Source organism: Rhodococcoides corynebacterioides NBRC 14404, from assembly GCF_001894765.1.
GTDB lineage: Bacteria > Actinomycetota > Actinomycetes > Mycobacteriales > Mycobacteriaceae > Rhodococcoides > Rhodococcoides corynebacterioides.
Genome location: NZ_BCWV01000006.1, coordinates 38,647 through 63,504, shown reverse-complemented (window position 1 = coordinate 63,504; position 24,858 = coordinate 38,647). Strand labels below are relative to the sequence as shown.

Below are 24,858 nucleotides of genomic sequence, written 5' to 3'. Positions count from 1 at the left end.
CACGCACCTGGCGAAAGGACGCGGGGGACACGATGACCGTTCTCGACTCGATCCTCGACGGCGTTCGCGCCGACGCGGCGGCCCGTGAGGCCGTCGTCGATTTCGCCAGTGTGAAGAAGGCCGCCGCTGCCGCGCGGCCGCCGTTGGACGCCGCCGCTGCCCTGGCCGAGGACGGCATCGCCGTCATCGCCGAGGTCAAGCGCGCCAGCCCGTCCAAGGGTGCGCTCGCCGACATCCCGGACCCGGCGGTGCTCGCCGGGGCGTACGAGGAGGGCGGCGCTCGGGTCATCAGCGTGCTCACCGAGGAACGGCGGTTCCGCGGCTCGCTCGCCGATCTCGACGCGGTCCGACGCGCCGTGGACATTCCCGTGCTGCGCAAGGACTTCATCGTCGGTCCCTACCAGATCCACGAGGCGCGGGCGCACGGTGCGGACATGATCCTGCTGATCGTCGCGGCGCTCGAACAGGATGCGTTGGTCTCGCTGCTCGACCGCACGGAGTCCCTCGGCATGACGCCGCTCGTCGAGGTGCACACCGAGGAGGAAGCGGATCGGGCGCTCGAGGCCGGCGCCACCGTGATCGGTGTCAACGCCCGCAATCTCAAGACGCTCGAGGTCGATCAGGACACGTTCGCGCGCATCGCGCCGGGGCTGCCGTCCAGCATCATCCGCATCGCCGAGTCCGGAGTGAAGGGCACCGCGGATCTCCTGGCGTACGCGGGCGCGGGCGCCGACGCCGTGCTCGTCGGCGAGGGCCTCGTCACCAGTGGAGATCCCCGGACCGCGGTCCGTGATCTGGTGGCCGCGGGGACGCATCCGTCCTGCCCCAAGCCTCGCCGCTGACCTCACCCGACTCGTCGGGTGAGGGCGGCATCGGGCAGACTCGTGGAGTGACTACCTCTGCGCCCGGGCGGAACCCGCTCCCCGTGTCCAGCGACGGGTTGACCGATCGCACGACTCACGATCCGGACCTCGGCGGCCACTTCGGCAAGTACGGCGGCCGGTACGTCCCCGAGGCGCTGATGGGCGTGATCGACGAGGTCACCACCGAGTACACGAAGGCCCGCGCGGACCGTGACTTCCTCGACGAGTTGGACCGGCTGCAGCGGGACTACACCGGCCGGCCGTCCCCGATCTTCGAGGCCCGCGGCCTCGCCGCGCACGCCGGGGGCGCCCGGATCCTGCTCAAGCGGGAGGATCTGAACCACACCGGATCGCACAAGATCAACAACGTGTTGGGACAGGTTCTGCTGGCCAAGCGCATGGGCAAGACGCGGGTCATCGCCGAGACCGGTGCCGGGCAGCACGGCGTCGCCACGGCCACCGCGTGTGCGCTCCTCGGTCTCGAGTGCGTCGTGTACATGGGCGAGGTGGACACCGAGCGGCAGGCTTTGAACGTCGCTCGCATGAAGCTGCTCGGCTCGGACGTCGTCGCGGTCACCAGCGGCTCTCGCACCCTGAAGGACGCCATCAACGAGGCGCTCCGCGACTGGGTGACCAACGCCGACGGCACCTACTACTGCTTCGGCACCGTCGCCGGCCCGCACCCGTTCCCCATGATGGTCCGCGACTTCCAGCGCATCATCGGCCTGGAGGCACGTGCGCAGATGCTGAACACGCTCGGTCGTCTGCCCGACGCCGTCGCCGCCTGTGTCGGCGGAGGGTCCAACGCGATCGGCATCTTCCACGCCTTCATCGACGATCCGGGAGTCCGATTGGTCGGCCTCGAGGCGGCCGGCGACGGCGTCGAGACGGGCCGACATGCCGCGACGATCGGTGCCGGTTCGCCCGGCGCCCTGCACGGCGCGTTCTCCTACCTGCTGCAGGACGAAGACGGCCAGACTGTCGAATCCCACTCGATCTCCGCGGGCCTGGACTACCCGGGCGTCGGCCCGGAGCACTCGTACCTCAACGACATCGGCCGCGCCGAGTACCGCCCGGTCACCGACGCCGAGGCCATGGACGCCTTCCGACTGCTCAGCCGTACCGAGGGCATCATCCCGGCCATCGAGTCCGCGCACGCGGTGGCGGGCGCACTGGTCCTCGGGCGCGAGCTGGGTGAGGGCGCGGTGATCCTGATCAACCTGTCCGGTCGTGGCGACAAGGACGTCGACACCGCCGCCACCTACTTCGGCATTCTGGACGAGAAGGGCAACATCCGGTGAGCGAGACTCCCACCCCCATTCCGATGCACGCGGGTCCGGCTCGGCTGGACGGCGTGTTCGAGACCACCCGCGGGGAGGGTCGCGCGGCACTGGTCGGCTACCTGCCCGCCGGATTCCCGACGGTCGCGGGGTCCGTAGACGCGGTGCGCGCGCTCGTCGAGTCCGGGTGCGACATCGTCGAGGTCGGCGTGCCGTACTCCGATCCAGTCATGGACGGGCCCACCATCGCCGCGGCGGCGGGAACCGCACTGACCAACGGGGCACGTGTACGCGACGTCTTCACCGTCGTCGAGGCCGTCGCCGAGGCCGGCGGCGCCGCCGTCGTCATGACGTACTGGAACCCGGTCATGAAGTACGGCGTGGACCGCTTCGCCGCCGACCTCGCCTCGGCCGGTGGACTCGGCATGATCACCCCCGACCTCATTCCCGACGAGGCGGGGGACTGGTTGCAGGCCTCCGACGAGCACCACCTCGACCGCATCTTCCTCGTCGCGCCGTCGTCGACCGAGGAGCGCCTCTCGCGGACCGTGCAGTCGTCGTCCGGCTTCGTGTACGCCGCGTCGACCATGGGTGTGACCGGTGCCCGCGACGTCGTGTCGTCGGCCGCGCCGGAGCTCGCCGCCCGCATTCGCGTGCACTCGGACATCCCGATCGGCATCGGCCTGGGCGTGCGGTCGGGTGAGCAGGCCGCCGAGATCGCCGCCTACGCGGACGCGGTGATCGTGGGATCCGCCCTCGTCTCGGCCGTGAACGAGGGGGCGGGCGCCGTGGCGTCGCTGACCGAGGAACTCGCGCGCGGCGTGCGATCGGCAGCGGAGTCCGCGCGATGACCGCCGGGACCGCCTCGGTGCTCGCGTACATTCCCAGTCCGCCCCAGGGCGTCTGGTACGCCGGACCGCTGGCGCTGCGCGCCTACGCCCTGTTCATCATCATCGGCATCGTCGTCGCCATCGTGTGGGGCGATCGTCGGTGGGTCGCTCGCGGTGGCGACAAGGGCACGGTGCTCGACGTCGCCGTGTGGGCGGTGCCGTTCGGCCTGATCGGTGGCCGGCTCTACCACGTGATCACCGACGCGCCGACGTACTTCGGCGAGGGCGGCAACCCGATCGACGCCCTGAAGATCTGGCAGGGCGGCCTCGGCATCTGGGGTGCGGTGCTGCTGGGCGGCATCGGCGCGTGGATCGCGTGTCGCCGACGTGGGATCCCGCTGCCGGCCTTCGGTGACGCCGTCGCCCCACCGATCCTGCTGGCCCAGGCCATCGGCCGCATCGGCAACTACTTCAACCAGGAGCTCTACGGCCGGGAGACCACCCTGCCGTGGGGTCTGGAGATCTATCAGCGGGTCGATGCGAACGGTCGCATCGACTCCCTCACCGGGGTCTCGACCGGTCTGGTGGAACGCGTGGTGCACCCGACGTTCCTCTACGAGTTGCTGTGGAACGTCGTCGTGGTGATCCTGCTGGTGATCGTGGACCGCCGCTTCCGCATCGGCCACGGCCGCGTGTTCGCCCTCTACGTCGCGGGCTACTGCGCGGGCCGGTTCGCCATCGAACTGATGCGCACCGACTACGCCACCCTGATCGGCGGAATCCGCGTGAACTCCTTCACGTCGGGCATCGTGTTCCTGCTCGCCGCTGCCTACGTGGTGCTCGCTCGGAAGGGGCGTGAGGATCCGGCGACGCTGGTGACGAAGGATCGCGCGGTGACCGAGCCCGAGAAGGACGGCGGAGACGCGAGCGAGACCGGGAACGAGACACAGAACACCGTGAATGCCGGTGCGGCTCCGGAACCGTCGAGCGAGCGCGAGTCGGGACAGCAGGAATCGAGCACACAGGAGCCGTCGTGACGGAGCCCTACGACCGCTATCGGCCGGACGAGACACAGGACACCCAGCACTACCGTCCGAACCTGCAGAAGGGTGCCGGCGACGCCTCGTCCGGATCCCGGTCCGGGGACGGCCCCGGCGGCGAGGCGGGGGCGTACCCGTCCTACCCGCCGCTGCCCGAGTACGGCGCCTCGTCACCGGAGTATCAGCAGCCGGGGTATCAGCAGCAGGGGTATCAGCAGCAGCCGCTCCCGACGAACCCGTACGCCCCGAACCCGTACGGCGCGCCGCCGTTCGGCGGGTGGGTCGATCCGTCCGCTCCCTACGGCCGTCACCAGCAGACCGGTGAGCCGTACGGCGAGAAGTCCAAGGTGGTGGCGGGGCTGCTGCAGCTCGTGCCGCTGGTCTTCGCGCTGCCGATCGGCATCGGGCGGTTCTACATGGGAACCAACGCCATCGCGATCGCGCAGCTGTCGGTGTTCGTCGTCGGCGTGCTGCTGTGCCTGACGATCATCGGCATCGTGTTCGGTCTCCCGCTGCTCGTGGTCGGGTGGTTGTGGTGCCTGGTCGACGGCATCGTCGTCCTCGCGGGGACGCCGCGTGACGGTGACGGGCGGCTGTTGCGCCCCTGATCGGGGCGATTGCGCCAACCGCACGCGGCGAGCGGATGAACTACTGATCGGTAGCCTGCTTTGTCAAGACATATCCGCCGCGCGGCGATGGAGAACCGGGTCCCGGTAGGGCTAGGCTGAGGCGCGTGAGCCGACGGACGAAGATCGTATGCACCCTGGGACCAGCCACCGCCAGCGACGAGAAGATCAAGGATCTCGTCGAGAGTGGAATGGACGTGGCCCGTCTGAACTTCAGCCACGGTGACCACGCCGATCACGAGGCTAACTACAAGCGCGTGCGCGCCGCATCCAACGCCACCGGCAAGGCCGTCGGCATCCTCGCCGACCTGCAGGGCCCCAAGATCCGCCTCGGGCGGTTCGCCGAGGGACGCACCACCTGGGCCAACGGCGAGCAGGTGCGCATCACGGTCGACGAGTGCGAGGGTTCGCACGATCGTGTGTCGACCACCTACAAGGAACTGGCGCAGGACGCGCAGCCGGGTGACCGCCTGTTGGTCGACGACGGCAAGGTCGGGCTCGTCGTGACCGGCGTCGAGGGCAACGACGTCGTCTGTCGCGTGGTCGAGGGCGGCCCCGTCAGCAACAACAAGGGAGTGTCCCTGCCGGGGATGAACGTCTCGGTTCCGGCGATGTCCGAGAAGGACGTCGCCGACCTCGAATTCGCGTTGAAGCTCGGCGTCGACTTCATCGCACTGTCCTTCGTGCGTTCGCCGGCGGACATCGAACTGGTGCACGAGGTCATGGACCGCGTGGGCCGCCGAGTCCCGGTGATCGCCAAGCTCGAGAAGCCGGAGGCCGTCGACAACCTCGAGGCCATCGTCCTCGCGTTCGACGCCGTGATGGTCGCCCGCGGCGACCTCGGTGTGGAGTTGCCGCTCGAGCAGGTGCCGCTGGTGCAGAAGCGCGCCATCCAGATCGCTCGCGCCAACGCCAAGCCCGTCATCGTCGCGACGCAGATGCTCGAGTCGATGATCGAGAACTCCCGGCCCACCCGCGCCGAGGCATCCGACGTCGCGAACGCCGTGCTCGACGGCACCGACGCCGTGATGCTGTCCGGCGAGACGTCGGTGGGCAAGTTCGTCATGGAGACGGTGCGGACCATGGCGCGCATCGTCGAGACCGTCGAGATCGAGGGTGACGCGGTTCCGCAGTTGTCCCACATTCCGCGCACCAAGCGCGGTGTCATCTCCTACGCGGCACGCGACATCGGCGAGCGCCTCGACGCCCGGGCACTGGTGGCGTTCACGCAGTCCGGCGACACTGTCCGCCGCATGGCACGCCTGCACTCGCGCCTGCCGCTGCTGGCGTTCACCTCGATCCCGGAGGTGCGGAGTCAGTTGGCGCTGACGTGGGGCACCGAGACCTTCCTGGTGCCGTTCGTCGAGACCACCGACGGAATGGTCGTGGAGGTCGACAAGGCCCTGCTCCAACTCGACCGGTACAACCGTGGTGACCAGGTGGTCATCGTCGCCGGAGCGCCTCCCGGCACGGTAGGCTCCACCAACTTGATCCACGTGCACCGAATCGGAGAAGAGGACCGCTGAGTGGTCGACCGGGGGGAGACGGCAGGCGGTGGGGACCGCACTGCCGTGCAGGAACGTTCGCGTGATCTGAGCGTTCTGCTCGACATTCTGGACCTGAGGCAGACCGGTGAGGACACCTTCGTCGGCCGTCATCCGGCGGAGGTGGGCAGTCGGACGTTCGGCGGTCAGCTGATCGGGCAGGCGTTGGTGGCCGCCGGTCGCACCGTCGACGGCCGGCGGCCCGTCCACGCGATCAACGCACACTTCATCCGCGGCGGCGACGTCAAGCGCGACATCGAGTACCGCGTCGACCGCCACCGGGACGGGCGTGCGTTCGCGAACCGACAGGTCACCGCCCTGCAGGACGACGACGAGTTGTTCGTCATGCTGGCCGCCTTCCAGGATTCCCGCGGCGGCCTCGAGCACAGCGTGAGCGTGCCCGAGGTCGCGTACCCCGAGGAACTGCCGCCGTTGGGCAACCATTTCGACGGCTACGAGGATCGACTGCAGATGTTCGTCGAGGCGCTCAAGCCCATCGACATGCGCTACGCCAACGATCCCGCCTGGGTCATGAAGGGCACCGGCGAACGCCTGAACCACAACCGTGTCTGGATGAAGGCCGACGGGCCGCTTCCGGAGGACCCGACGCTGCACGTCGCCACGCTCGGGTACGCGTCCGACACCACCGTGCTGGATTCGATCATCACCACGCACGGGTTGTCGTGGGGCTTCGATCGCATCGTCGCCGCGACGGTCAACCACTCCATCTGGTTCCACCGTCCGTTCGTCTTCGACGATTGGCTGCTGTACGCCACGGAATCCCCGGTCGCGGCGGGATCTCGTGGCCTGGCCACCGGTCGATTCTTCTCGCGGAACGGCGATCTGGTGGCGACGGTGGTGCAGGAAGGGCTCATCCGCCACTTCCCGTCGCGCTGACCCGCTCGTCGGCCGAGTCGTCGGCGACCACGAAGACCTCGCCGAACGCCTCCGACCCGAATTCGGTCAGCACGCCGGCGATGAACTTGGTGCCGGGCGCGCACTTGCCGCTGAGAATGCGCGAGACGGTGGCCGGATCGACCCCGATGCGGGCGGCGAGTTCGCCGTCCGTGGTGATGTCCGCGTAGCGACGCAGACGTTCCAGACCTGCTCTGTCCAGCTTGACGACAGCCATCGACAATCCCCCCGAGTCATCGATCGTGCCGCAGGTGTTGCGGGCACGACAGGGAAGGTACACACGCAATAGCGGTCGGGCAATCGGCGACACTCCGAGAGGAGTTGCGTCCGTGTCAGTAGTGTTCGCGCCATGGTGGAGACGTCCGGGGGTGGGGAGACGTGGTGGGAATACCTGAACCGCGTCACCGACAAGGCATCACAGGTGGAGATCGCGCGGGCCGCAGGGGTGGATCCGGCATCGGTGTCGCGCTGGAAATTGGGAAAGAACACGCCGAGTGCGGATCGAGTGATCGCCGTGGCGCGTCACTTCGGTCGCAATCCGGTCGAGGCACTGGTGGTCGCGGGGTACCTCGAGGCCGGTGAGGTCGACGCGACGGTCGAGTTGGCGGCCAGCGCGTCCGCCCTCACCGACGACGAACTGCTGACGGCCATCGGCCGCCGTCTCGCCCGCGCCGCGGCGAGCGATCACGATGCCCCGCAGGACGACGCGCGTCGAGAGGACGACGCGCCGCCACCCGTGAGCGAACTGCACGCCGCACGCCGCGCGGGGAGCTGACCCGGGTCCCGCTGTCGGACGGTCCCGGCACACTGGCGTCGTGCAGCCCTACGACCCGTGGCGCGAGATCGCCGACGACCCGACCGTGGAGGTCGTGACCAGACACGCGTTGGCGCCGGGGTTGGACGGCGCGCTGGTCGGCCGCCGGATCTGGCTCCACCGCGAGCTGGGGCAGGCGGGCCGTCGCGCCACGCTGGCACACGAGCTGGTCCATCTCGAACGGGGTCGTCCGATCGGGGATGCGCGCGGCCGGCGCCGCGAGGAACGGGTGGTCGAGGACATCGCGGCGCGGCGGTTGGTGTCGCTCGACGCCTTGGTCGACGCCGTTCGGTGGTGCGGCACCGAATCCCTGACGGAGCTCGCCGAGCACCTCTGGGTGGACGTGACCGCCGTGCAGGCACGGCTGACCGCCCTGACCGAGCTCGAACGGCGTGTCGTCGCGGCCGCGGTCGAGGCGAACGGCGAGAACGGGAGTGACGCACCATGATCGTGACCGGGGCCTTCCTGGCCGACTACGCCCGCCGGGCCGACGACAAGCTCGACGTCCTCGGCGCGGTCTGGGACTGGTGCGTGCTGCCGGATCTGACGCACACCCTGGAGGCCTATCTGGTGGTGCTCCTGCAACGCGGACCCGACGACGTCGGGGTGCCGGGGGAGATGCGAGTGTCGGTGTCGGACACCGTGAGCGACGAGCCCGTGCACACCGCCGTGCTACCGGTCTCGGGGAGTCTCGACGGGGAACAGCAGGCCGTGGCGTTCCCGATTGCGTTGCGCTGCCGGACGACCGGGCGTCACGTGCTTCGGATCGCGATGCGCGACGGCGACCCGGGGTTCACCTTCTCGCTCGACGTGCGGACGCTGGGGTGACGGTGGATCGTGGTGCCCTCGGTGAGACTCGAACTCACACTGCACGGGTTTTGAATCCGTTTCCTCTGCCAATTGGGATACGAGGGCGTGTGCGCCGCGGAGGCGGTGCGGTGTTCGAGTGTAGAAGATCGAGGCGCGCCGGGCCGCACCGGTACCCTCGCAGTGCCCGAGCGCGACGCGGCGGTCGGCGAACCCGAGGAGGTGGGCGATGAGTGCAGAGTCACGGGCTCGTCGGGTGGTCGTCGCGGAGGACGAGTCGCTCATTCGGCTGGACCTCGTCGAGATGCTGCGCGAGGAGGGGTACGAGGTGGTCGGCGAGGCCGCGGACGGTCAGCGGGCGGTGGACCTCGCGCGCGAGACGCGGCCGGATCTGGTGATCATGGACATCAAGATGCCGAGGCGCGACGGTATCGACGCCGCCTCGGAGATCGCTGCGGAACGAGTGGCACCGGTGGTGATCCTGACGGCGTTCGGTCAGCGCGAACTGGTGGAACGGGCTCGCGATGCGGGCGCGATGGCGTACCTGATCAAGCCGTTCTCCAAGACCGATCTGGTGCCGGCCGTGGAGCTGGCCACCAGTCGGTTCGCGGAAATCAGGGCACTCGAGGGCGAGGTCGCCGATCTGAGGGATCGACTCGACACGCGCAAACTCGTCGATCGGGCGAAGGGCTTGCTGATGACGTCGCAGTCCCTCTCGGAACCCGAGGCGTTCAAGTGGATTCAGCGGGCCGCGATGGATCGACGCACCACCATGAAGGCCGTGGCGGGCATCGTCGTCGAGACGCTCGGGCCGGCCTCCGACACCGCGTGATCACGTCCGTCGAGGTGCGTCGGCGGACGCCCGCGCGGTGCCACGTTACGTCGACGTCAAATCTGGCCGTGCCCACGTCACAGTAGGGTCACAGGCCTCGATCGGCCGGTCGCCGGGGCGCCCCGAGGGCTAAGTTCACCTTCACGAGCGTCACGGCTTTCGATTCCGTGCGCCCAATTTCGAGGAGACCCCAGATGGCAAAACGAACCATCGTTCGGACGGCTGCGGTGGTGAGCGCGGCGTCGCTCGCCCTGTTCGGCTGTTCTTCGAGCGACGATTCGAGCTCCGGCGGCGACACCAGCGCTTCCGGCGGCGCGTCCGCATCCGCGGAGCAGACGGTCGACACGGACTGCACACCCGAGCAGGCCACCGCCGGCGCGACCCCCGTCACCACCCCGCTCAAGATCGGCACGCTGCTGCCGGAGACCGGGAGCCTCGCGTTCCTCGGACCGCCGGAGGTCGCGGGCGTCCAGCTGGCCGTCAACGACGTCAACGGCGCGGGCGGTGTCCTCGACCAGCCCGTCGAGTTGATCCCCGGTGACTCGGGCGACACCACCACCGACACCGCCAACACCACCGTCGACCGCGAACTCGCCGCCGGTGTGTCCGTCATCGTCGGTGCCGCGTCGTCGTCGGTGTCGCTCAAGGTGATCGACAAGATCTCGAGTGCGGGCGTCGTGCAGTTCTCGCCGGCCAACACCTCCGATCAGTTCGTCTGCTACCCGGACAAGGGCCAGTACTTCCGCACCGCCCCCACGGACGTGCTGCAGGCACAGGCACTGTCGCAGCTGATCGCCGAGGACGGCGGCCAGCGTGTGTCCATCCTGGCGCTGAACGATCCCTACGGCACCGGCCTCGCCCGCAACACGCAGGCGAACCTGGAGGAGGCCGGCATCGCCTCGGACCAGATCCAGACGATCATCTACGACCCCAATGCGCAGTCGTTCAACGCCGAGATCGACCAGGTGAAGAACTTCGACCCGGATGCGGTGGCGCTCATCGGTTTCGAGGAGTCGGCCAAGATCATCACCCGCATGCACGAGATCGGGATCGGACCGTCCGACGGCATGGCCGTCTACGGCGTCGACGGCAACATGGGCAACGCGCTCGGCGAGTCCGTCGGACCGGGCCTGCTGGACACGATGAAGGGCACCACTCCGCTCACCGACACCGGAGCCGACTTCCAGAACCGCCTCAAGGGAATCAACCCGGCTCTGGTGGACTTCAACTACTCCGGTGAGTCCTACGACGCCGTCATCGTCTCCGCTCTCGCTGCGGAGCAGGCGAAGTCGACCGCGGGCACCGACATCGCGGCCAACATCAACTCGGTCACCAAGGACGGGCAGAAGTGCACGTCCTACCAGGAGTGCCTGCCGCTGGTGAAGGCCGGCACCGACATCGACTACGACGGTGTCACCGGTGAGCTCGCGTTCACCGATTCCGGTGAGCCGGGCGTCGGGTCCTACGGCAAGCTGGTCTTCGGACCGGACAACACGTTGACCACCGAGGACTACATCGTCGTCGGCGGCTGACACCGCTCCACCCGAGAACGGGCCCCGACTCCATGGAGTCGGGGCCCGTTCCTTGTGTGCGGGGTGTGCGGGTGAAGCTACTTCTTCTCCTTGCTCCCCGCGAGGGTGCCGAGATAGAGCTCGATGACCTTGGGGTCGGTCATCAGGTTGGTGCCCGTGTCGGTGTAGGCGTTGCGGCCCTGGTCGAGTACGTAGCCGCGGTCGCAGATCTGCAGGCAGCGGCGTGCGTTCTGCTCGACCATGATGATGGACACGCCCGCGGCGTTGATCTTCTTGCAGCGGATGAAGACCTCGTCCTGGAACATGGGCGACAGACCCGCGGAGGGCTCGTCCAGCAGCAGCACCGACGGGTCCATCATGAGAGCCCGACCCATCGCCACCATCTGTCGCTCACCGCCGGACAGTGCGCCGGCCTTGACCTTGCGCCGTTCACCGAGCAGCGGGAACAGTTCGCTCACGAAGTCGAAGCGGTCCTGGAACTGCTTGGGCCGCAGATAGATCCCCATCTCGAGGTTCTCCTCGATGGTCAGCGAGGGGAAGACGTTCTGGGTCTGCGGCACGTACCCGACACCCTTCGTCACCAGGACGTGCGCCTCGGCGGAGGTGATGTTGTCCCCGCGCAGAGTGACCGATCCGCTCCGGATGGGAATGAGGCCGAAGAGTGCTTTCAGCAACGTCGACTTGCCGGCGCCGTTGGGGCCGATGATGCCCACGATCTCGCCGTCGTTGAGATAGAAGTTGCACTCGCGCAGGATGTTCACGCCCGGGATGTAGCCGGCGACCAGATCGTCGGCGCGCACGAGGGCGTCGGTCGCGAGCCGCCGGTGTTCCTCCGGCGTGGCGGCGTGTTCGGCCGGAGTCAGCTGCGACGCAGCGGGATCGGTCATGACGTGGTCTTCCTGTTGAGATCGATCTCCGGTTCGGCCTCGGAGAGGTCGCCGCCCGCTTCGAGCGTCTCGGCCTCGGCCTGCTCGAGCGCCTCGGCCAGCTCGGCGGTGGCGCCCACGGGGTTTCCGTTCTCGTCGAACTCGAGTGCCTGGTCGTGGTGGCTGCCGAGATAGGCGTCGACGACGGCCTCGTTGTCGGCCAGGTTCTCCGGTGCCGATTCCGCGATGACGCTGCCCTGGGCCATCACCACGACCCAGTCGCTGATGTCGCGGATGACGTCCATGTCGTGCTCGACGAAGACCACCGTCATGCCGTCGTCGCGCAACGACTTGATGTGCCCCAGAAGGCTCTGCGTCAGAGCGGGATTCACGCCGGCCATCGGCTCGTCGAGCATGACGACGGCCGGGTCGGTCATGAGCGCGCGCGCCATCTCGAGCAGCTTCCGCTGCCCGCCGGACAGGGACCCGGCGAGATCGTCGCGCTTGGCGTCGAGCTTGAAACGGGCGAGGAGATCGTTCGCCCGCTCGGTCACCTCGCGCTCCTGCGCCTTCCAGGTCCACGGCATCAGCGTGTTGACGATGCGTTCGCCCTTCTGTCCGGTGGCCCCGAGTCGCACGTTGTCGAGCACCGTGAGCTTGGACAGGGCCTTCGTCAGCTGGAAGGTCCGCACCACGCCGTGACGTGCCACCTGGTGAGGAGTCATGCGGCCCAACGACTTGCCGTCCATCGACCAGGTGCCGGTGTCCGGACGGTCGAAGCCCGTCAGCAGGTTGAACAGGGTGGTCTTGCCGGCGCCGTTGGGCCCGATGAGACCGGTGATGCACCCGCGCTGGATCTCGAGGTGGGCGACGTCGACGGCCTTGAGGCCGCCGAAGGTGCGCGAGACGCCGTCGACCACCAGGGTCGGATCGGGTTTGGCGACACCGGGGGTGTTCGCGACGTCGGCGAACAGCGACCGGCGTGCGTCGGCGCTCAGCGGCTTGCGCGCCGCCACGGTCTGACTACTTGGCATCGAGCTGTACCTCCCGCTTGTTGCCCAGCAGTCCCTGCGGGCGGAAGATCATCAGCACCGCGATGAGGATGCCGAGGAGGACGAATCGGGTTGCGCCGACCTGTTGTTCGGTCATGGGGATCAACGGATCGGGCCCCGCGGCCGCCTGCCGGAGCAGGACGTCGGGGATCGAGAGCAGGAACCAGAACAGCATGGCTCCGACGACCGGTCCGAAGACCGTCGCTGCGCCGCCGAGGATGAGGGCGCCGAAGGCGAAGAACGTCTGCGCCGTGGAGTAGAAGTCCGGGTTGATGGACTTGGTCTGGAGGGCGTTGAACACGCCGCCGAGGCCGCCGATCATGCCGCCGAGCACCAGCGCCTGCATCTTGTAGACGAAGATGTTCTTGCCCAGCGACCGCGCGGCGTCCTCGTCCTCGCGCACGGCCTTGAGCACGCGCCCCCACGGGCTGTGGGTGAGCAGGTAGACGAAGCCGCACAGCACCAGGACCAGCGACCAGCCGACCACCATGGCCCACAGATCGTCGCCGTAGAACTTCACGCCGACGAAGTCGTACTGCTTCGCCGAGTCGAAGGGGCTCAGACGCGTGAACGGATCGGCGAAGCCGAAGAGGCCGTTGGTGGAGCCGGTGACGCCGTCCGACGCCGTGGATCGGAAGACCAGCCGCAGGATCTCCGACGCGGCGATGGTGACGATGGCGAGATAGTCGGCACGCAGGCGCAGCGTGGGAATGCCGAGGACCAGCGCGAGCAGGCCCGCGGCGGCGAGGCCGACGATGATGCCGAGCCAGAGCGGCTGCTGGTAGGTGATGGTCATGATGCCGACGCCGTAGCCGCCGAGGAGGGCGAACCCGATCTGACCGAAGTTGAGCAGACCGGCGTAGCCGAAGTGCAGGTTCAGACCGATGGCGAGCAACGCGTAGAAGATCGCCGACGGTCCGACGAGTTGGGCCAGGGAGACCTGGAGAGCTCCGATGATGTCCATGTCAGCCGATCCTTTGCCGCGAGCCCAGGATGCCTTGCGGCCGGACGATGAGGATGACGATCAAGACGAGCAGTCCTCCGATGTATTTCAGGTCGGGGTTGATGACCAGCGTCGACCACTGCACGAGCAGGCCGACGATCACGCACCCGAGCAGAGCGCCGTAGGCGGTACCGAGCCCGCCCAGGGTGATGCCGGCGAACATCAGCAGGAGGAGCTTGAAGCCCATCTCCCACTGGACGCGGCCGCCGAGCTCGGAGAGTCCGAACAGCACGCCGCCGAGCGCGGCGAGGCCGCCGCCCATGCACCAGACGAAGGTGACGACGCGCTCGACGTTGATGCCCGACGACGCGGCGAGGTCGCGGTTGTCGGCCACGGCGCGCATGGCCTTGCCGATGCGCGTCTTCTGCAGCATGAGGGCGACCAGGACGAGCACCACGACGCTGATCACGATGCAGGCGAGGTTGACGTCGGTGATGGCGAAGGGACCCCACTCGCGCTGCTGCTGCGCCTGGTAGTCGGCGAACGGCTCGGAGCGATCGGAGAAGAAGATGAGGATCAGGTAGCGGAGGGCGATGGCGAGACCGATGGAGACCACGAGCTGACCGATCAGGCCGGTCTTGCGTCGGCGCAACGGTTTCCACAGGCCGACGTTGTTCAGCCAGCCGACGGCGACGCCCACGATCACGGCGAGGATCGTGGCCGGGATCAACTGGATGCCGAACGTGACGTTGAAGATCCACGCCGCGACCGCGCCGAGGGTGACCAGCTCGCCGTGGGCGAAGTTCGTCAGTCCCGTCGTTCCGAAGATCAGGCTGAGCCCGATCGCGGCGAGCGCGATCACCAGACCGAAGCGGAGACCGTCGATCGTGGTGCGCAGGAACTGTTCGTAGAACGGCACCACGGTTGCCGTGCGCGCCTCGCCGAAGCTGAAGATGACCGTGTTGGCGCGGCCCTCCACGACGGTGCGTTGCACGTCGCCCTGGACGGACACGCCGTCCGGCAACGTCTCGGGGTCGATGCGAAACGTGTAGTCACCGGGGGAGACCGGAAGTGTCCACCGCCCACCGGTTTCCGACGTGGTGCGGGCCACCTCGGCGCCGGACCCGTCGACGGCGACGACGTCCACGCCGACGAGCCGGTCACCGGCGTTGTTGAGACTGCCGCTGACGTTCACGGCGTCGGCGGGTGGCGCGGCCGGAGTGGCGCCGGGGCTGTCCGACGACGTGGCGGGGGCCGGGGCCGGTGGAGGGGTGGGCTCCTGAGCGAGTGCCGAGCCGGCGAACGTGGCTGCGGTGATCAGGCTCAGGAGTACGACGACGAACGCGCGAACGGCAGTGGCGGTAGCCAGTGCCGAGCCGGGTCGCCGAGGACTCGAGGGGGGCACGCGGTGGGTCCTCTCGGACGATCGAATGGCGCCGAGGTGTTCGGCGACTGTCTGCAAGAGTCGGACTCTATAGCGATCGAGGTTTCCGACAGGGCCGCTTCGATTTCTTCGGTGTTGCGGTCTTGTTTCGATGCCTCCACCGTCGGGCGGGCCGCGGGTCGGGTGCGGGCCGCCCCGAGGTGTCGGTGGTCGTCCCTAGACTGGGCTGCGTGAGTCCCGCTGCCAGCACCTCGTCCGCCCCGTCGTCCACGAGTGGGAAGTCGGCGGCCGCGGCGTCGCCACTGCTGATGTTGATCGACGGTCACTCGGTCGCGTACCGCGCGTTCTACGCGCTGCCGGCCGAGAACTTCCGCACCACCAGCGGACAGACCACCAACGCGGTGTACGGCTTCACCGCGATGTTGATCAACCTGCTGCGGGACGAGAGCCCCACGCACGTCGGCGCGGCGTTCGACGTGTCCCGGCAGACCTTCCGCGCGGATATGTACGCCGAGTACAAGGCCAACCGCATCAAGACGCCGGACGAGTTCGCCGGACAGATCGACATCACCAAGGACGTCCTCGGGGCGCTGGGCATCCCCGTCATGGCCGAACCGGGGTACGAGGCGGACGACATCATCGCCACGCTGACCACGCAGGCAGTGGAGGCGGGCTACCGAGTGCTGGTCGTCACGGGTGACCGGGACTCCATCCAACTGGTGAACGAGCACGTCACCGTGCTGTATCCCCGCAAGGGTGTCTCCGACCTCACGCGCTTCACCCCGGAGGAGGTGCAGGCCAAGTACGGCCTGACGCCGCAGCAGTACCCGGACTTCGCGGCCCTGCGTGGCGATCCCAGCGACAACCTGCCCGGCATCCCCGGGGTGGGGGAGAAGACCGCCACCAAGTGGATCAGCCAGTTCGGCAGTCTCGACGCCCTCGTCGACGGCGTCGACACCGTCCGCGGGAAGGTCGGCGACGCGCTGCGCGCGAACCTCTCCAGCGTGGTGCTCAACCGCCAGCTCACCGAGATGGTCCGCGACGTCCCGCTGCCGTACACCCCGGACCAGCTGCAGCTGCAGCCGTGGGACCGCGAGCGGGTTCACGCCCTGTTCGACGACCTCGAGTTCCGCGTGCTGCGCGACCGCCTGTTCGACACCCTGACGTCCACCGAGCCGGAAGCGGAGGAAGGCTTCGAGGTGCGCGGGCGGGCGCTCGTGCCGGGCGAACTCGGGGAGTGGCTGCAGACGCACACCGCGCACGGCCGCACCGGACTGTCCGTGGTGGGGTCGCGGTCGCCGTTCGACGGCGACGCGACCGCGGTGGCCTTCGCCGCGGCGGACGGCGAGGGCGCCTACGTGGAGACGGTCGCCCTCGACGAGGCCGACGAGGCCGCGCTCGGACAGTGGCTCGCCGACGCCGAGCGTCCCAAGGCGTTCCACGAGGCCAAGTGGGCGTTGCACGCACTGCGCGGGCGCGGGTGGACCGTCGCGGGCCTGTCCAGCGACACCGCCCTGGCGGCGTACCTGGTCCGTCCCGGCCAGCGCAGTTTCGCCCTCGACGACCTGTCGTTGCGCTACCTCAAGCGCGAGTTGCGGGTGGAGGACGGCGGCGACTCGCAGTTGTCCCTGCTGGACGACGCGGACGAGACGCAGGCCGCCGTCGCCGAGGGTGAGATCCTGAAGGCGCGCGCGGTCGCCGATCTCGCCGACGCCCTCGACGCCGAACTGGACGCGATCGAGTCGCGTCCGCTGCTCGCCGACATGGAGCTGCCGCTCCTCGAGGTGTTGGCCACCGTCGAGAACACCGGCATCGCGATCGATCTCGACCACCTGCACGATCTGCAGAGCCAGTTCGCCGGTGAGGTGACCACGGCGGCCGAGGCCGCGTACGCGGTGATCGGCAAACAGATCAACCTGGGGTCCCCCAAGCAGCTGCAGGTGGTGCTGTTCGACGAGCTCGACATGCCCAAGACCAAGCGCACCAAGACGGGGTACACCACCGACGCCGAGGCGTTGCAGACGATGTTCGAGAAGACCGAACATCCCTTCCTGCGGCATCTGCTCGACCACCGGGACGCGACACGCCTGAAGGTCACCGTCGACGGACTGCTCAAGTCGGTCAGCAGCGACGGGCGGATTCACACCACCTTCAACCAGACCATCGCGGCCACCGGTCGGCTGTCCTCCACCGAGCCGAACCTGCAGAACATCCCGGTCAAGACCTCCGCCGGCCGCCGCATCCGCGAGGGCTTCGTCGTCGGGGAGGGGTTCGACTCCGTTCTCACCGCCGACTACAGCCAGATCGAGATGCGCATCATGGCGCACGTCTCGGGCGACGAGGGCCTGATCGAGGCGTTCAACACCGGCGAGGACCTGCACAGCTTCGTCGGCTCCCGCGCGTTCGGCGTCCCCATCGACGAGGTCACCCCGGAACTGCGTCGCCGGGTGAAGGCGATGTCCTACGGACTGGCGTACGGCCTCAGTGCCTACGGCCTGTCGCAGCAGCTGAAGATCTCGACCGACGAGGCCAAGGAGCAGATGGACGCGTACTTCTCCCGCTTCGGCGGGGTGCGCGACTACCTGCACGAGGTGGTGGAGGCCGCGCGCAAGGTGGGGTACACGTCCACCCTGTTCGGACGTCGTCGTTACTTGCCGGACCTCACCAGCGACAATCGCCAGCGCCGCGAAGTGGCGGAACGTGCCGCGCTCAATGCGCCCATCCAGGGCACGGCTGCGGACATCATCAAGGTCGCCATGATCGACGTGCAGCGCGGCCTGGCGCAGGCCGGACTCACCTCACGCATGCTGCTGCAGGTGCACGACGAGTTGGTCCTCGAGGTCGTCGAGTCCGAACGCGAGCAGGTCGAGGAACTCGTGCGCGCGAAGATGGCCGGGGCGATCGACCTCTCGGTGCCTCTCGACGTGTCGGTCGGCTTCGGGCGGACGTGGGACGACGCGGCGCACTGAGACGACGCGGCGCACTGAGACGACGCCGCGCACTGAGACGACACGGCGCACCGACACGACGACGGCGCGGAACCCATCGCGGTTCCGCGCCGTCGTCGTGCTGCGTCGGTGCTTAGTCGGTCGTGTTCCGCCGGTGTTATTCCGCCGCGGCCTGCTGGTCGGCGATCTGCTTGCGGACCTCGTCCATGTCGAGGGCCTTGACCTGGCCGACGAGGTCCTCGAGCGCGGATTGCGGCAGCGCGCCCGGCTGCGCGAACACCAGAACGCCCTCGCGGAACGCCATGAGGGTCGGGATGGACCGGATATTGGCGGCCGCGGCCAGCCCCTGCTCGGCCTCGGTGTCGACCTTGCCGAACACCACGTCCGGGTGGTTCTCCGACGACTTCTCGAAGGTGGGAGCGAACTGCTTGCACGGTCCGCACCAGTCGGCCCAGAAGTCGACGAGGACCACGTCGTTCCCGGTCACGGTCTCGTCGAAGTTCTGCTGGGTCAGCGTCTGCGTAGCCACTGGTGATGCTCCTCGTCGGGGTCGGGATCGGTGGGCTTCGTGCGGTGCAACAGACCGATCGCCGGTGTCATTCCCGCGGTCGTGTCCCGCGCGCGGGTCAGACCGAGACGGGCGCCGCTCGGAAGGTGCGCCGATACGACTGCGGTGTGGTGCGTCGTAGTCGCAGGAAGTGCTGACGCAGGACCGCCGCGGAACCGAAGCCGACGCTGTCCGCGACGGCCTCCACGGAGAGGTCGGTGGCCTCGAGCAGCCGCTGCGCCTCGAGCACGCGCTGATCGCTGATCCAGCGCGCGGGGGTCGTGCCGGTCTCCGCCTGGAATCGGCGGGCGAAGGTCCGGGGCGACATCGACACCCGCGCCGCCAGGACGTCGACGGTGAGATCCTCTCGGAGATTCTCGGCGATCCAGTCGATGAGTGGGGCGAGGGTGTCCGAGTCGCACTCGGGCACGGGCACCGCGACGTACTGCGCCTGTCCACCGTCGCGGTGCGGTGGCACCACCATGCGCCGTGCGATGCCATTGGCCACGGCGGAGCCCTGCGCCGACCGCACGATGTGCAGGCAGAGGTCGATCCCGGCAGCGGTGCCCGCGCTGGTGTAGACGTTGTCGTCCTGGACGTAGAGGACGTTCGAGTCGACCGTCGCCGCGGGAAAGCGTTCGGCCAGCCGCGCCGCGTGGCGCCAGTGCGTGGTGCACCGACGTCCGTCCAGGAGCCCCGCCGCGCCGAGGACGAACGCGCCGGTGCACAGGCTCGCGACGCGCGCACCTCTCGCCACGGCGGCGCGCAGTTTCTCCGCGAGTGGCTCGAGGTCGTACCCGTCGCCCGTGCCGCAGACGTACGAGCCGTCCGGTGTCGTCGCGGTGCCGCCGGCGGACACGACGATCAGATCGGCGTCGTCGAGCCGATCGAGCTCGTAGGGCACCTCGATGTCGTAGCCGAACCGCGTGCGGATCGGGTCGGGAACGGCGGCGATGAGGGAGAAGTCGTAGACGGGCAGTCCCTCGTCGGACCGGTCGAAGCCGAAGACCTCGCACGCGACGCCGAGTTCGAACGCCTCGGTCAACGGCAGGAGCGGAACGACCACCTTCGTCAGCACCGCATCAGTATGGCAGAAAAACGACGAAACATGTCTTTTCTGCCACTGGTAGCGAGAAGTGCTGCGTCGGAACATCTCTCGTATGACATTTCTGATGCTTCTCCTCGGTGTCCTGGTCGTCTACGGCATCCTGGCCGCGCTGGCGCTGGCCGATCGGGTGCCCGACACCCACCGTGAGGTGACCCGCCACGGCGACTACCGGTTCTGAGCCTCGCCGAGCATCCACTCCTGCTTCGCGTCGCCGTCCCACCGGCGCACGCCCGCGACGGTGGCATCCAGATCACGCAGGCCGGGGCTCAAGGCCGTTGCCGCCGAACCGATCTCGTGCGGCTTGCCCCGCATCGCGAGCGTGACGTGTGGCGTCCACCGGCCGGGCATCAGATGCGGGGGCACCCCGGGAGAATCACCCAGCTTCTCGTGCACCAGGGCGTGGAACTCCATCAGCTCGGCCGACGGCACCACCGCACGGGCCAGCGTCACCCGGGCCCCGCCGAACACCACCAGGCCGCCGAGGCGCAGGGTCCCCGGTACGGCGTCGTCGGTGGTCACGAGCTCCCCGAGCCGGTCTTCGGTGCCGACGTCGAACGCCGTCGCCACGGCGACGGTGACATGCGGGCGATTCGACGCCCCCGTGTGCCGCGCCTGACTGGGCAGACCCAACTCGGCCAGGTAGGCCCAGTCGCGCCGGATCGCCGCGTCGCTGTCGGGGTCCAGGAGGAGTTCGAGCGACTGCACCATGGTGAGCAATGATGGCGACCATGACGAGCGCAGCGAACACGGGGGCGGGCCACGGACCGCGCATCGGGGTCCTGGTCGGGGACGGCATCGGCCGGGAGATCGTTCCGGGTGTCGTACGGATCGTCGACGCCGCGTTCGAGGGCGTCGGGACGACGGGACCGGACTGGGCCCGGCTCCCGTTCGGCCGGGACGCTCTCGACGAGCACGGTGACGCGGTGCCGGCCGCCACCATCGCCGCCCTCGAGGACCTGGACATGTGGATCCTCGGGCCGCACGACAGCGCGTCGTACCCGCCCGAGCGTCGTGGGGATCTCACGCCCGGCGGCCGCATCCGCAAGCACTTCGACCTGTACGCCAACATCCGCCCGGCACGCGCCCTGCCCGGCGTCCGCGCCGTGTCCCCGCGGATGGACCTCGTCGTGGTGCGGGAGAACACCGAGGGCTTCTACGCGGACCGCAACATGGCCGTCGGGTCGGGAGAGTTCATGCCGACGCCGGACGTTGCCCTGGCCGTGGGTGTTTTCACCCGGCGGGCGGCCGAGCGCATCGCCGAGAGCGCCTTCGCCCTCGCCGAGCAGCGTCGTCGACGGGTGACCGTCGTGCACAAGACCAACGTCCTCCGCCTGACGACGGGCCTCTTCCGCGACGTCTGTGCGGACGTGGGCGAGCGGCACCCGGATGTCGACGTGACCTACGAGCACGTCGACGCCCTCGCCGCCAAGCTCGTGCGACACGGCGAGGACTTCGACGTCATCGTGGCGGAGAACATGTTCGGCGACATCCTGTCCGACCTCGCCGGTGAGTTGTCCGGATCGCTCGGCATGGCCGCGTCGATCAACGCATCCGCGGAGAAGGTGATGGCGCAGGCCGCGCACGGCGCCGCCCCGGACATCGCCGGCCGCAATCGGGCCAACCCGACCGCGTTGATCCTCTCGGCCGCCGCGATGCTGGACCATGCCGCCGCGACCGGCGGTCCGAGTCACCTCACGCGGGTGGCCGACCGCATCCGCGGCGCGGTCGAGCACACCGTCGCGTCGGGCGTCGCGACCGCGGACATCGGCGGACAGGCGTCGACGTCGGAGTTCGTCGAGACGGTCACCGCGCACGCGATGCGCGGAGTCTGACCGTCACTCGGCCGCCGAATCGGGCTTCGCGCAACAGAAGATCGCGGTCCCGGGGAACACGCGTCCCCGCAGCGGGGACCACTGACCCCACTCGCGGTCCAGCCACTCCGGCCAGTCCGGCTCCACGATGTCGACCAGGGTCAGCCCCGCGGCGACGATCTCGCGGACCCGGTCGCCGACCGTGCGGTGGTGCTCGACGTACGTCGCGGTGCCGTCCGGATCGAACTCGGCGTACGGAGTCCGATCGAAGTACGGAATCGTGGCGGTGAGTCCGTCGGGGCCGGGATCGTCGGGGAAGATCCAGCGCATCGGGTGGTTGACGGAGAACACCCATCGACCACCGGGCCGCAGGACGCGGGCGGCTTCACGCATGACCCGAGCGGAGTCCGCCACGAAGGGCACGGCCCCGAACGCGGAGCACACGACGTCGAACGACGCGTCCGCGAACGGGAGCGCCTCCGCCGACGCCTGGAGCAGGGCGGGCACGGGGGAGTCGGGCTCGCTCGCCCGAGCGCGGTCGATCGCCGCGGCGCCGTGAGCGAGCATGCCGGCCGAGATGTCGAGTCCGACCGCGCGCGCTCCCCGGTGGGCCAACCATCGGGAGCAGGGGGCGGAGCCGCACCCGATTTCGAGCACGTCTCGATCGTGGACGTCCCCGAGCAGGTGGACGTCGCCTTCGTGCAGACCCTCCGGGCACCACACGAACTCGCCCGTCGGGCTGTCGACCCCCAGGAATGCGCCGTGCGTCCGGTGATAGTCGGCGGCGTCGACGTCCCACCAGGACCGAGAGGCGCGCTCGCTGGAGGCGGAATCGACGCGCCGTCGGCCGGGTGAGGATGGGACGGGCCGGTCCGGGGCGGGGGGCGACGGAGCGGGGGAGTCGGCGGCCACGCGGGACACGGTAACCGGGTTTGCCGGGCGTGTGCGGCACCGAGTAGTCTTCGGAACGCGAATGTCTGCCCTCCGCACGTCACGTGCGAGGGGCCGGGCGATCGCGACTCTCGGATCCGAGCACCGGTTCGCTACCGAATCTACGGCAGCGGTCGCCACGTGTCCCGGCAAACGAGGGTCTGTCCGACCGAACGTCCATCCACCGACACCAACCCGTCCGGAGCACCTCACCACATGGCCTCATCCACCGTCACCTCGCCGCAGGTAGCCGTCAACGACATCGGCTCCGCCGAGGATTTCCTCGCCGCCATCGACGCGACGATCAAGTACTTCAACGATGGCGACATCGTCGAGGGCACCATCGTCAAGGTCGATCGCGACGAGGTCCTGCTCGACATCGGTTACAAGACCGAAGGCGTCATCCCCTCCCGCGAGCTCTCCATCAAGCACGACGTCGACCCCAACGAGGTCGTCTCCGTGGGCGATGAGGTCGAAGCTCTCGTCCTCACCAAGGAGGACAAGGAGGGTCGACTGATCCTGTCGAAGAAGCGCGCTCAGTACGAGCGTGCCTGGGGCACCATCGAGGAGCTCAAGGAGAAGGACGAGGCCGTCAAGGGCACCGTCATCGAGGTCGTCAAGGGTGGCCTCATCCTCGACATCGGCCTCCGCGGCTTCCTCCCCGCATCGCTCGTCGAGATGCGTCGTGTCCGCGATCTGCAGCCGTACGTCGGCAAGGAGATCGAGGCCAAGATCATCGAGCTCGACAAGAACCGCAACAACGTGGTCCTGTCGCGTCGTGCCTGGCTCGAGCAGACCCAGTCCGAGGTCCGCAGCGAGTTCCTGCACCAGCTGCAGAAGGGCCAGGTCCGCAAGGGCGTCGTGTCCTCGATCGTCAACTTCGGTGCGTTCGTCGATCTCGGCGGCGTCGACGGTCTGGTCCACGTCTCGGAGCTGTCCTGGAAGCACATCGACCACCCGTCCGAGGTCGTCGAGGTCGGCACCGAGGTCACCGTCGAGGTTCTCGACGTCGATCTCGACCGCGAGCGTGTCTCCCTCTCGCTCAAGGCGACGCAGGAAGACCCGTGGCGTCAGTTCGCCCGCACCCACGCGATCGGTCAGATCGTGCCGGGCAAGGTCACCAAGCTCGTTCCGTTCGGCGCCTTCGTCCGCGTCGAAGAGGGCATCGAGGGCCTGGTGCACATCTCCGAGCTGGCCGAGCGCCACGTGGAGGTCCCGGACCAGGTCGTCACCGTCGGCGACGACGCGCTGGTCAAGGTCATCGACATCGACCTCGAGCGTCGCCGCATCTCGCTGTCGCTGAAGCAGGCCAACGAGGACTACAGCGCCGAGTTCGATCCGTCCAAGTACGGCATGGCCGACTCGTACGACGAGCAGGGCAACTACGTCTTCCCCGAGGGCTTCGATCCCGAGACCAACGAGTGGCTCGAGGGATACGACAAGCAGCGTGAGGAGTGGGAAGGCCGGTACGCCGAGGCCGAGCGTCGCCACAAGATGCACACCGCTCAGATGGAGAAGACCGCCGCCGACGAGGCGCAGGAGGCAGCCAACGCTGCCGCCGGCTACTCCTCGGAGACCGGATCCACGCAGGGTGCGCCCGCCGCAGCCGCGTCGGAGTCCACCGGCGGCTCGCTCGCCAGCGATGCGCAGCTCGCCGCTCTTCGCGAGAAGCTGTCCGGCGGAGCATGATTCGCCGACCCGGCGGATCGTGATTCGCCGGTAGTCACCACGACCAGGCCCCGAACCGCACTGCGGTTCGGGGCCTGGCCCGTGTCCGGGGGGCTTTGTGGCGGACGAGCCGGCCGAACGCGAACGACCCGGCTCTTCGGTGAAGGACCGGGTCGTGACGACGGGTGGGGGATCAGCCGGCGGTGGCGGGGCTCCATCCGGTGCCGAGGGCGCTGCCGCGCTTGCGCATCGACGCGAAGCTGTGGCGCGCCGGGCTGAGCAGGGACGTGAACCAGTTGCGACGGTGCTCGGCGAGGGCGTCGGCGACCTCGGGAATGAGAATGCAGTGGACGCCGTCCGGCATGCCCAGACGATGCCGCCCCGGCTGCCCCCGCCTATCGCCTGCGATCGTGTTCATGCCCGTGTCCCCGCCTGTCGCGTCGTGTCGTCGTCTCGGCCGGTGTCGGCCTGGTCCGGCTCGTCGCGCGAAGCAAGCGCCGAGACCGGTCGTGCGCCTC

26 protein-coding genes and 1 tRNA gene are annotated in these 24,858 nt (G+C 68.8%); 16 read left to right on the top strand and 11 right to left on the bottom strand.

Translation table 11 applies throughout. The features are described from left to right. Nucleotides 1–32 precede the first annotated feature (32 nt). From trpC to RC2_RS14565, 7 genes are all read left to right on the top strand, one after another. Nucleotides 33–842: an indole-3-glycerol phosphate synthase TrpC gene (gene trpC / locus RC2_RS14595; protein WP_068152582.1), complete on the top strand. Its 810-nt coding sequence runs from the start codon at nt 33–35 to the stop codon at nt 840–842. A gap of 83 nt (nt 843–925) precedes the next feature. Then, nucleotides 926–2,164: a tryptophan synthase subunit beta gene (trpB, locus tag RC2_RS14590; protein ID WP_371828714.1), complete on the top strand. Its 1,239-nt coding sequence runs from the start codon at nt 926–928 to the stop codon at nt 2,162–2,164. A 23-nt stretch (nt 2,165–2,187) separates the two neighbouring features. Further along, entirely contained in the window at nt 2,188–2,994 is an 807-nt protein-coding gene (trpA, locus tag RC2_RS14585) for a tryptophan synthase subunit alpha (RefSeq protein WP_068152634.1), read from the top strand. After that, nucleotides 2,991–4,010 (top strand): prolipoprotein diacylglyceryl transferase, encoded by a 1,020-nt coding sequence (gene lgt / locus RC2_RS14580; protein WP_068152577.1) that lies wholly within the window; start codon nt 2,991–2,993, stop codon nt 4,008–4,010. The genes trpA and lgt overlap by 4 nt, the downstream gene beginning before the upstream one ends. After that, the gene (locus RC2_RS14575) at nt 4,007–4,621 is read left to right on the top strand and encodes a TM2 domain-containing protein (protein WP_068152572.1); all 615 of its coding nucleotides are present in this window, start codon (nt 4,007–4,009) and stop codon (nt 4,619–4,621) included. Before lgt ends, RC2_RS14575 begins: the two co-directional genes overlap by 4 nt. Nucleotides 4,622–4,746: 125 nt before the next feature. After that, nucleotides 4,747–6,165: a pyruvate kinase gene (gene pyk, locus RC2_RS14570; protein ID WP_068152569.1), complete on the top strand. Its 1,419-nt coding sequence runs from the start codon at nt 4,747–4,749 to the stop codon at nt 6,163–6,165. Between the two features lie 45 nt (nt 6,166–6,210). Next, the gene (locus tag RC2_RS14565; RefSeq protein WP_068152631.1) at nt 6,211–7,080 is read left to right on the top strand and encodes an acyl-CoA thioesterase; all 870 of its coding nucleotides are present in this window, start codon (nt 6,211–6,213) and stop codon (nt 7,078–7,080) included. Here the strand turns inward: RC2_RS14565 and RC2_RS14560 are convergent. Then, complete coding sequence (locus tag RC2_RS14560; RefSeq protein ID WP_068152566.1) at nt 7,055–7,315, bottom strand: helix-turn-helix domain-containing protein; 261 nt, start codon at nt 7,313–7,315, stop codon at nt 7,055–7,057. The two genes, RC2_RS14565 and RC2_RS14560, sit on opposite strands and share 26 nt — an antisense overlap. Before the next feature lie 132 nt (nt 7,316–7,447). On the opposite strand from RC2_RS14560, the gene RC2_RS14555 reads away from it, so the two are divergent. The 3 genes from RC2_RS14555 to RC2_RS14545 are packed head-to-tail and all read left to right on the top strand — an operon-like array spanning nt 7,448 to nt 8,740. Then, nucleotides 7,448–7,873, top strand: coding sequence for a helix-turn-helix domain-containing protein (locus tag RC2_RS14555; RefSeq protein WP_068152564.1), 426 nt, complete (start codon nt 7,448–7,450; stop codon nt 7,871–7,873). 40 nt (nt 7,874–7,913) lie between these two features. Beyond that, nucleotides 7,914–8,360 (top strand): ImmA/IrrE family metallo-endopeptidase, encoded by a 447-nt coding sequence (locus RC2_RS14550; RefSeq protein ID WP_082895735.1) that lies wholly within the window; start codon nt 7,914–7,916, stop codon nt 8,358–8,360. Next, nucleotides 8,357–8,740, top strand: coding sequence for a hypothetical protein (locus RC2_RS14545; RefSeq protein WP_068152561.1), 384 nt, complete (start codon nt 8,357–8,359; stop codon nt 8,738–8,740). Before RC2_RS14550 ends, RC2_RS14545 begins: the two co-directional genes overlap by 4 nt. A 10-nt stretch (nt 8,741–8,750) precedes the next feature. On the opposite strand, the gene RC2_RS14540 is transcribed toward RC2_RS14545, so the two are convergent. Next, nucleotides 8,751–8,827: transfer RNA gene (locus RC2_RS14540), tRNA-Leu, on the bottom strand. A gap of 121 nt (nt 8,828–8,948) precedes the next feature. Between RC2_RS14540 and RC2_RS14535 the strand changes: the two genes are divergently transcribed. Together RC2_RS14535 and RC2_RS14530 are read left to right on the top strand one after the other, a co-directional pair. Further along, nucleotides 8,949–9,551 (top strand): ANTAR domain-containing response regulator, encoded by a 603-nt coding sequence (locus RC2_RS14535; RefSeq protein ID WP_068152559.1) that lies wholly within the window; start codon nt 8,949–8,951, stop codon nt 9,549–9,551. Nucleotides 9,552–9,745: 194 nt separating this feature from the next. Then, the gene (locus RC2_RS14530) at nt 9,746–11,083 is read left to right on the top strand and encodes an ABC transporter substrate-binding protein (RefSeq protein WP_068152556.1); all 1,338 of its coding nucleotides are present in this window, start codon (nt 9,746–9,748) and stop codon (nt 11,081–11,083) included. Nucleotides 11,084–11,160: 77 nt separating this feature from the next. On the opposite strand, the gene RC2_RS14525 is transcribed toward RC2_RS14530, so the two are convergent. Genes RC2_RS14525 through RC2_RS14510 form a run of 4 tightly spaced genes read right to left on the bottom strand, consistent with a single transcriptional unit; the run spans nt 11,161 to nt 15,313 of the window. Then, entirely contained in the window at nt 11,161–11,970 is an 810-nt protein-coding gene (locus RC2_RS14525) for an ABC transporter ATP-binding protein (protein WP_068152553.1), read from the bottom strand. Then, the gene (locus RC2_RS14520; RefSeq protein WP_068152549.1) at nt 11,967–12,983 is read right to left on the bottom strand and encodes an ABC transporter ATP-binding protein; all 1,017 of its coding nucleotides are present in this window, start codon (nt 12,981–12,983) and stop codon (nt 11,967–11,969) included. The genes RC2_RS14525 and RC2_RS14520 overlap by 4 nt, the downstream gene beginning before the upstream one ends. After that, nucleotides 12,973–13,965 carry a branched-chain amino acid ABC transporter permease gene (locus RC2_RS14515; protein ID WP_068152548.1) on the bottom strand — a complete coding sequence of 331 codons (993 nt, stop codon included), beginning with the start codon at nt 13,963–13,965 and terminating at the stop codon, nt 12,973–12,975. Before RC2_RS14515 ends, RC2_RS14520 begins: the two co-directional genes overlap by 11 nt. 1 nt (nt 13,966) lies before the next feature. Then, nucleotides 13,967–15,313, bottom strand: a complete 1,347-nt coding sequence (locus RC2_RS14510; protein ID WP_072681594.1) for a branched-chain amino acid ABC transporter permease — start codon at nt 15,311–15,313, stop codon at nt 13,967–13,969. A 245-nt stretch (nt 15,314–15,558) separates the two neighbouring features. Between RC2_RS14510 and polA the strand changes: the two genes are divergently transcribed. After that, nucleotides 15,559–18,297, top strand: coding sequence for a DNA polymerase I (gene polA / locus RC2_RS14505; RefSeq protein WP_068153256.1), 2,739 nt, complete (start codon nt 15,559–15,561; stop codon nt 18,295–18,297). Between the two features lie 136 nt (nt 18,298–18,433). Here polA and trxA read toward each other — a convergent pair whose 3' ends face one another. Together trxA and RC2_RS14495 are read right to left on the bottom strand one after the other, a co-directional pair. Then, complete coding sequence (gene trxA, locus RC2_RS14500) at nt 18,434–18,805, bottom strand: thioredoxin (RefSeq protein WP_068153258.1); 372 nt, start codon at nt 18,803–18,805, stop codon at nt 18,434–18,436. Between the two features lie 97 nt (nt 18,806–18,902). Further along, nucleotides 18,903–19,901 (bottom strand): GlxA family transcriptional regulator, encoded by a 999-nt coding sequence (locus RC2_RS14495; protein ID WP_068153261.1) that lies wholly within the window; start codon nt 19,899–19,901, stop codon nt 18,903–18,905. An 82-nt stretch (nt 19,902–19,983) separates the two neighbouring features. On the opposite strand from RC2_RS14495, the gene RC2_RS19315 reads away from it, so the two are divergent. Beyond that, entirely contained in the window at nt 19,984–20,109 is a 126-nt protein-coding gene (locus RC2_RS19315; protein WP_281250878.1) for a hypothetical protein, read from the top strand. On the opposite strand, the gene RC2_RS14490 is transcribed toward RC2_RS19315, so the two are convergent. Further along, nucleotides 20,097–20,639 carry a 2'-5' RNA ligase family protein gene (locus RC2_RS14490; protein ID WP_068153264.1) on the bottom strand — a complete coding sequence of 181 codons (543 nt, stop codon included), beginning with the start codon at nt 20,637–20,639 and terminating at the stop codon, nt 20,097–20,099. The two genes, RC2_RS19315 and RC2_RS14490, sit on opposite strands and share 13 nt — an antisense overlap. A gap of 20 nt (nt 20,640–20,659) precedes the next feature. Here RC2_RS14490 and RC2_RS14485 point away from each other — a divergent pair, with 20 nt between their 5' ends. After that, nucleotides 20,660–21,763 (top strand): isocitrate/isopropylmalate dehydrogenase family protein, encoded by a 1,104-nt coding sequence (locus RC2_RS14485; RefSeq protein WP_068153268.1) that lies wholly within the window; start codon nt 20,660–20,662, stop codon nt 21,761–21,763. Nucleotides 21,764–21,766: 3 nt separating this feature from the next. Here RC2_RS14485 and RC2_RS14480 read toward each other — a convergent pair whose 3' ends face one another. Further along, the gene (locus RC2_RS14480; protein WP_072681592.1) at nt 21,767–22,654 is read right to left on the bottom strand and encodes a class I SAM-dependent methyltransferase; all 888 of its coding nucleotides are present in this window, start codon (nt 22,652–22,654) and stop codon (nt 21,767–21,769) included. A 234-nt stretch (nt 22,655–22,888) separates the two neighbouring features. On the opposite strand from RC2_RS14480, the gene rpsA reads away from it, so the two are divergent. Continuing rightward, on the top strand, nt 22,889–24,361 hold the full coding sequence (gene rpsA / locus RC2_RS14475; RefSeq protein ID WP_068152752.1) for a 30S ribosomal protein S1: 1,473 nt from the start codon (nt 22,889–22,891) through the stop codon (nt 24,359–24,361). 172 nt (nt 24,362–24,533) lie between these two features. On the opposite strand, the gene RC2_RS18720 is transcribed toward rpsA, so the two are convergent. Continuing rightward, nucleotides 24,534–24,758, bottom strand: a complete 225-nt coding sequence (locus RC2_RS18720) for a hypothetical protein (protein WP_139277412.1) — start codon at nt 24,756–24,758, stop codon at nt 24,534–24,536. Between the last annotated feature and the right edge of the window lie 100 nt (nt 24,759–24,858).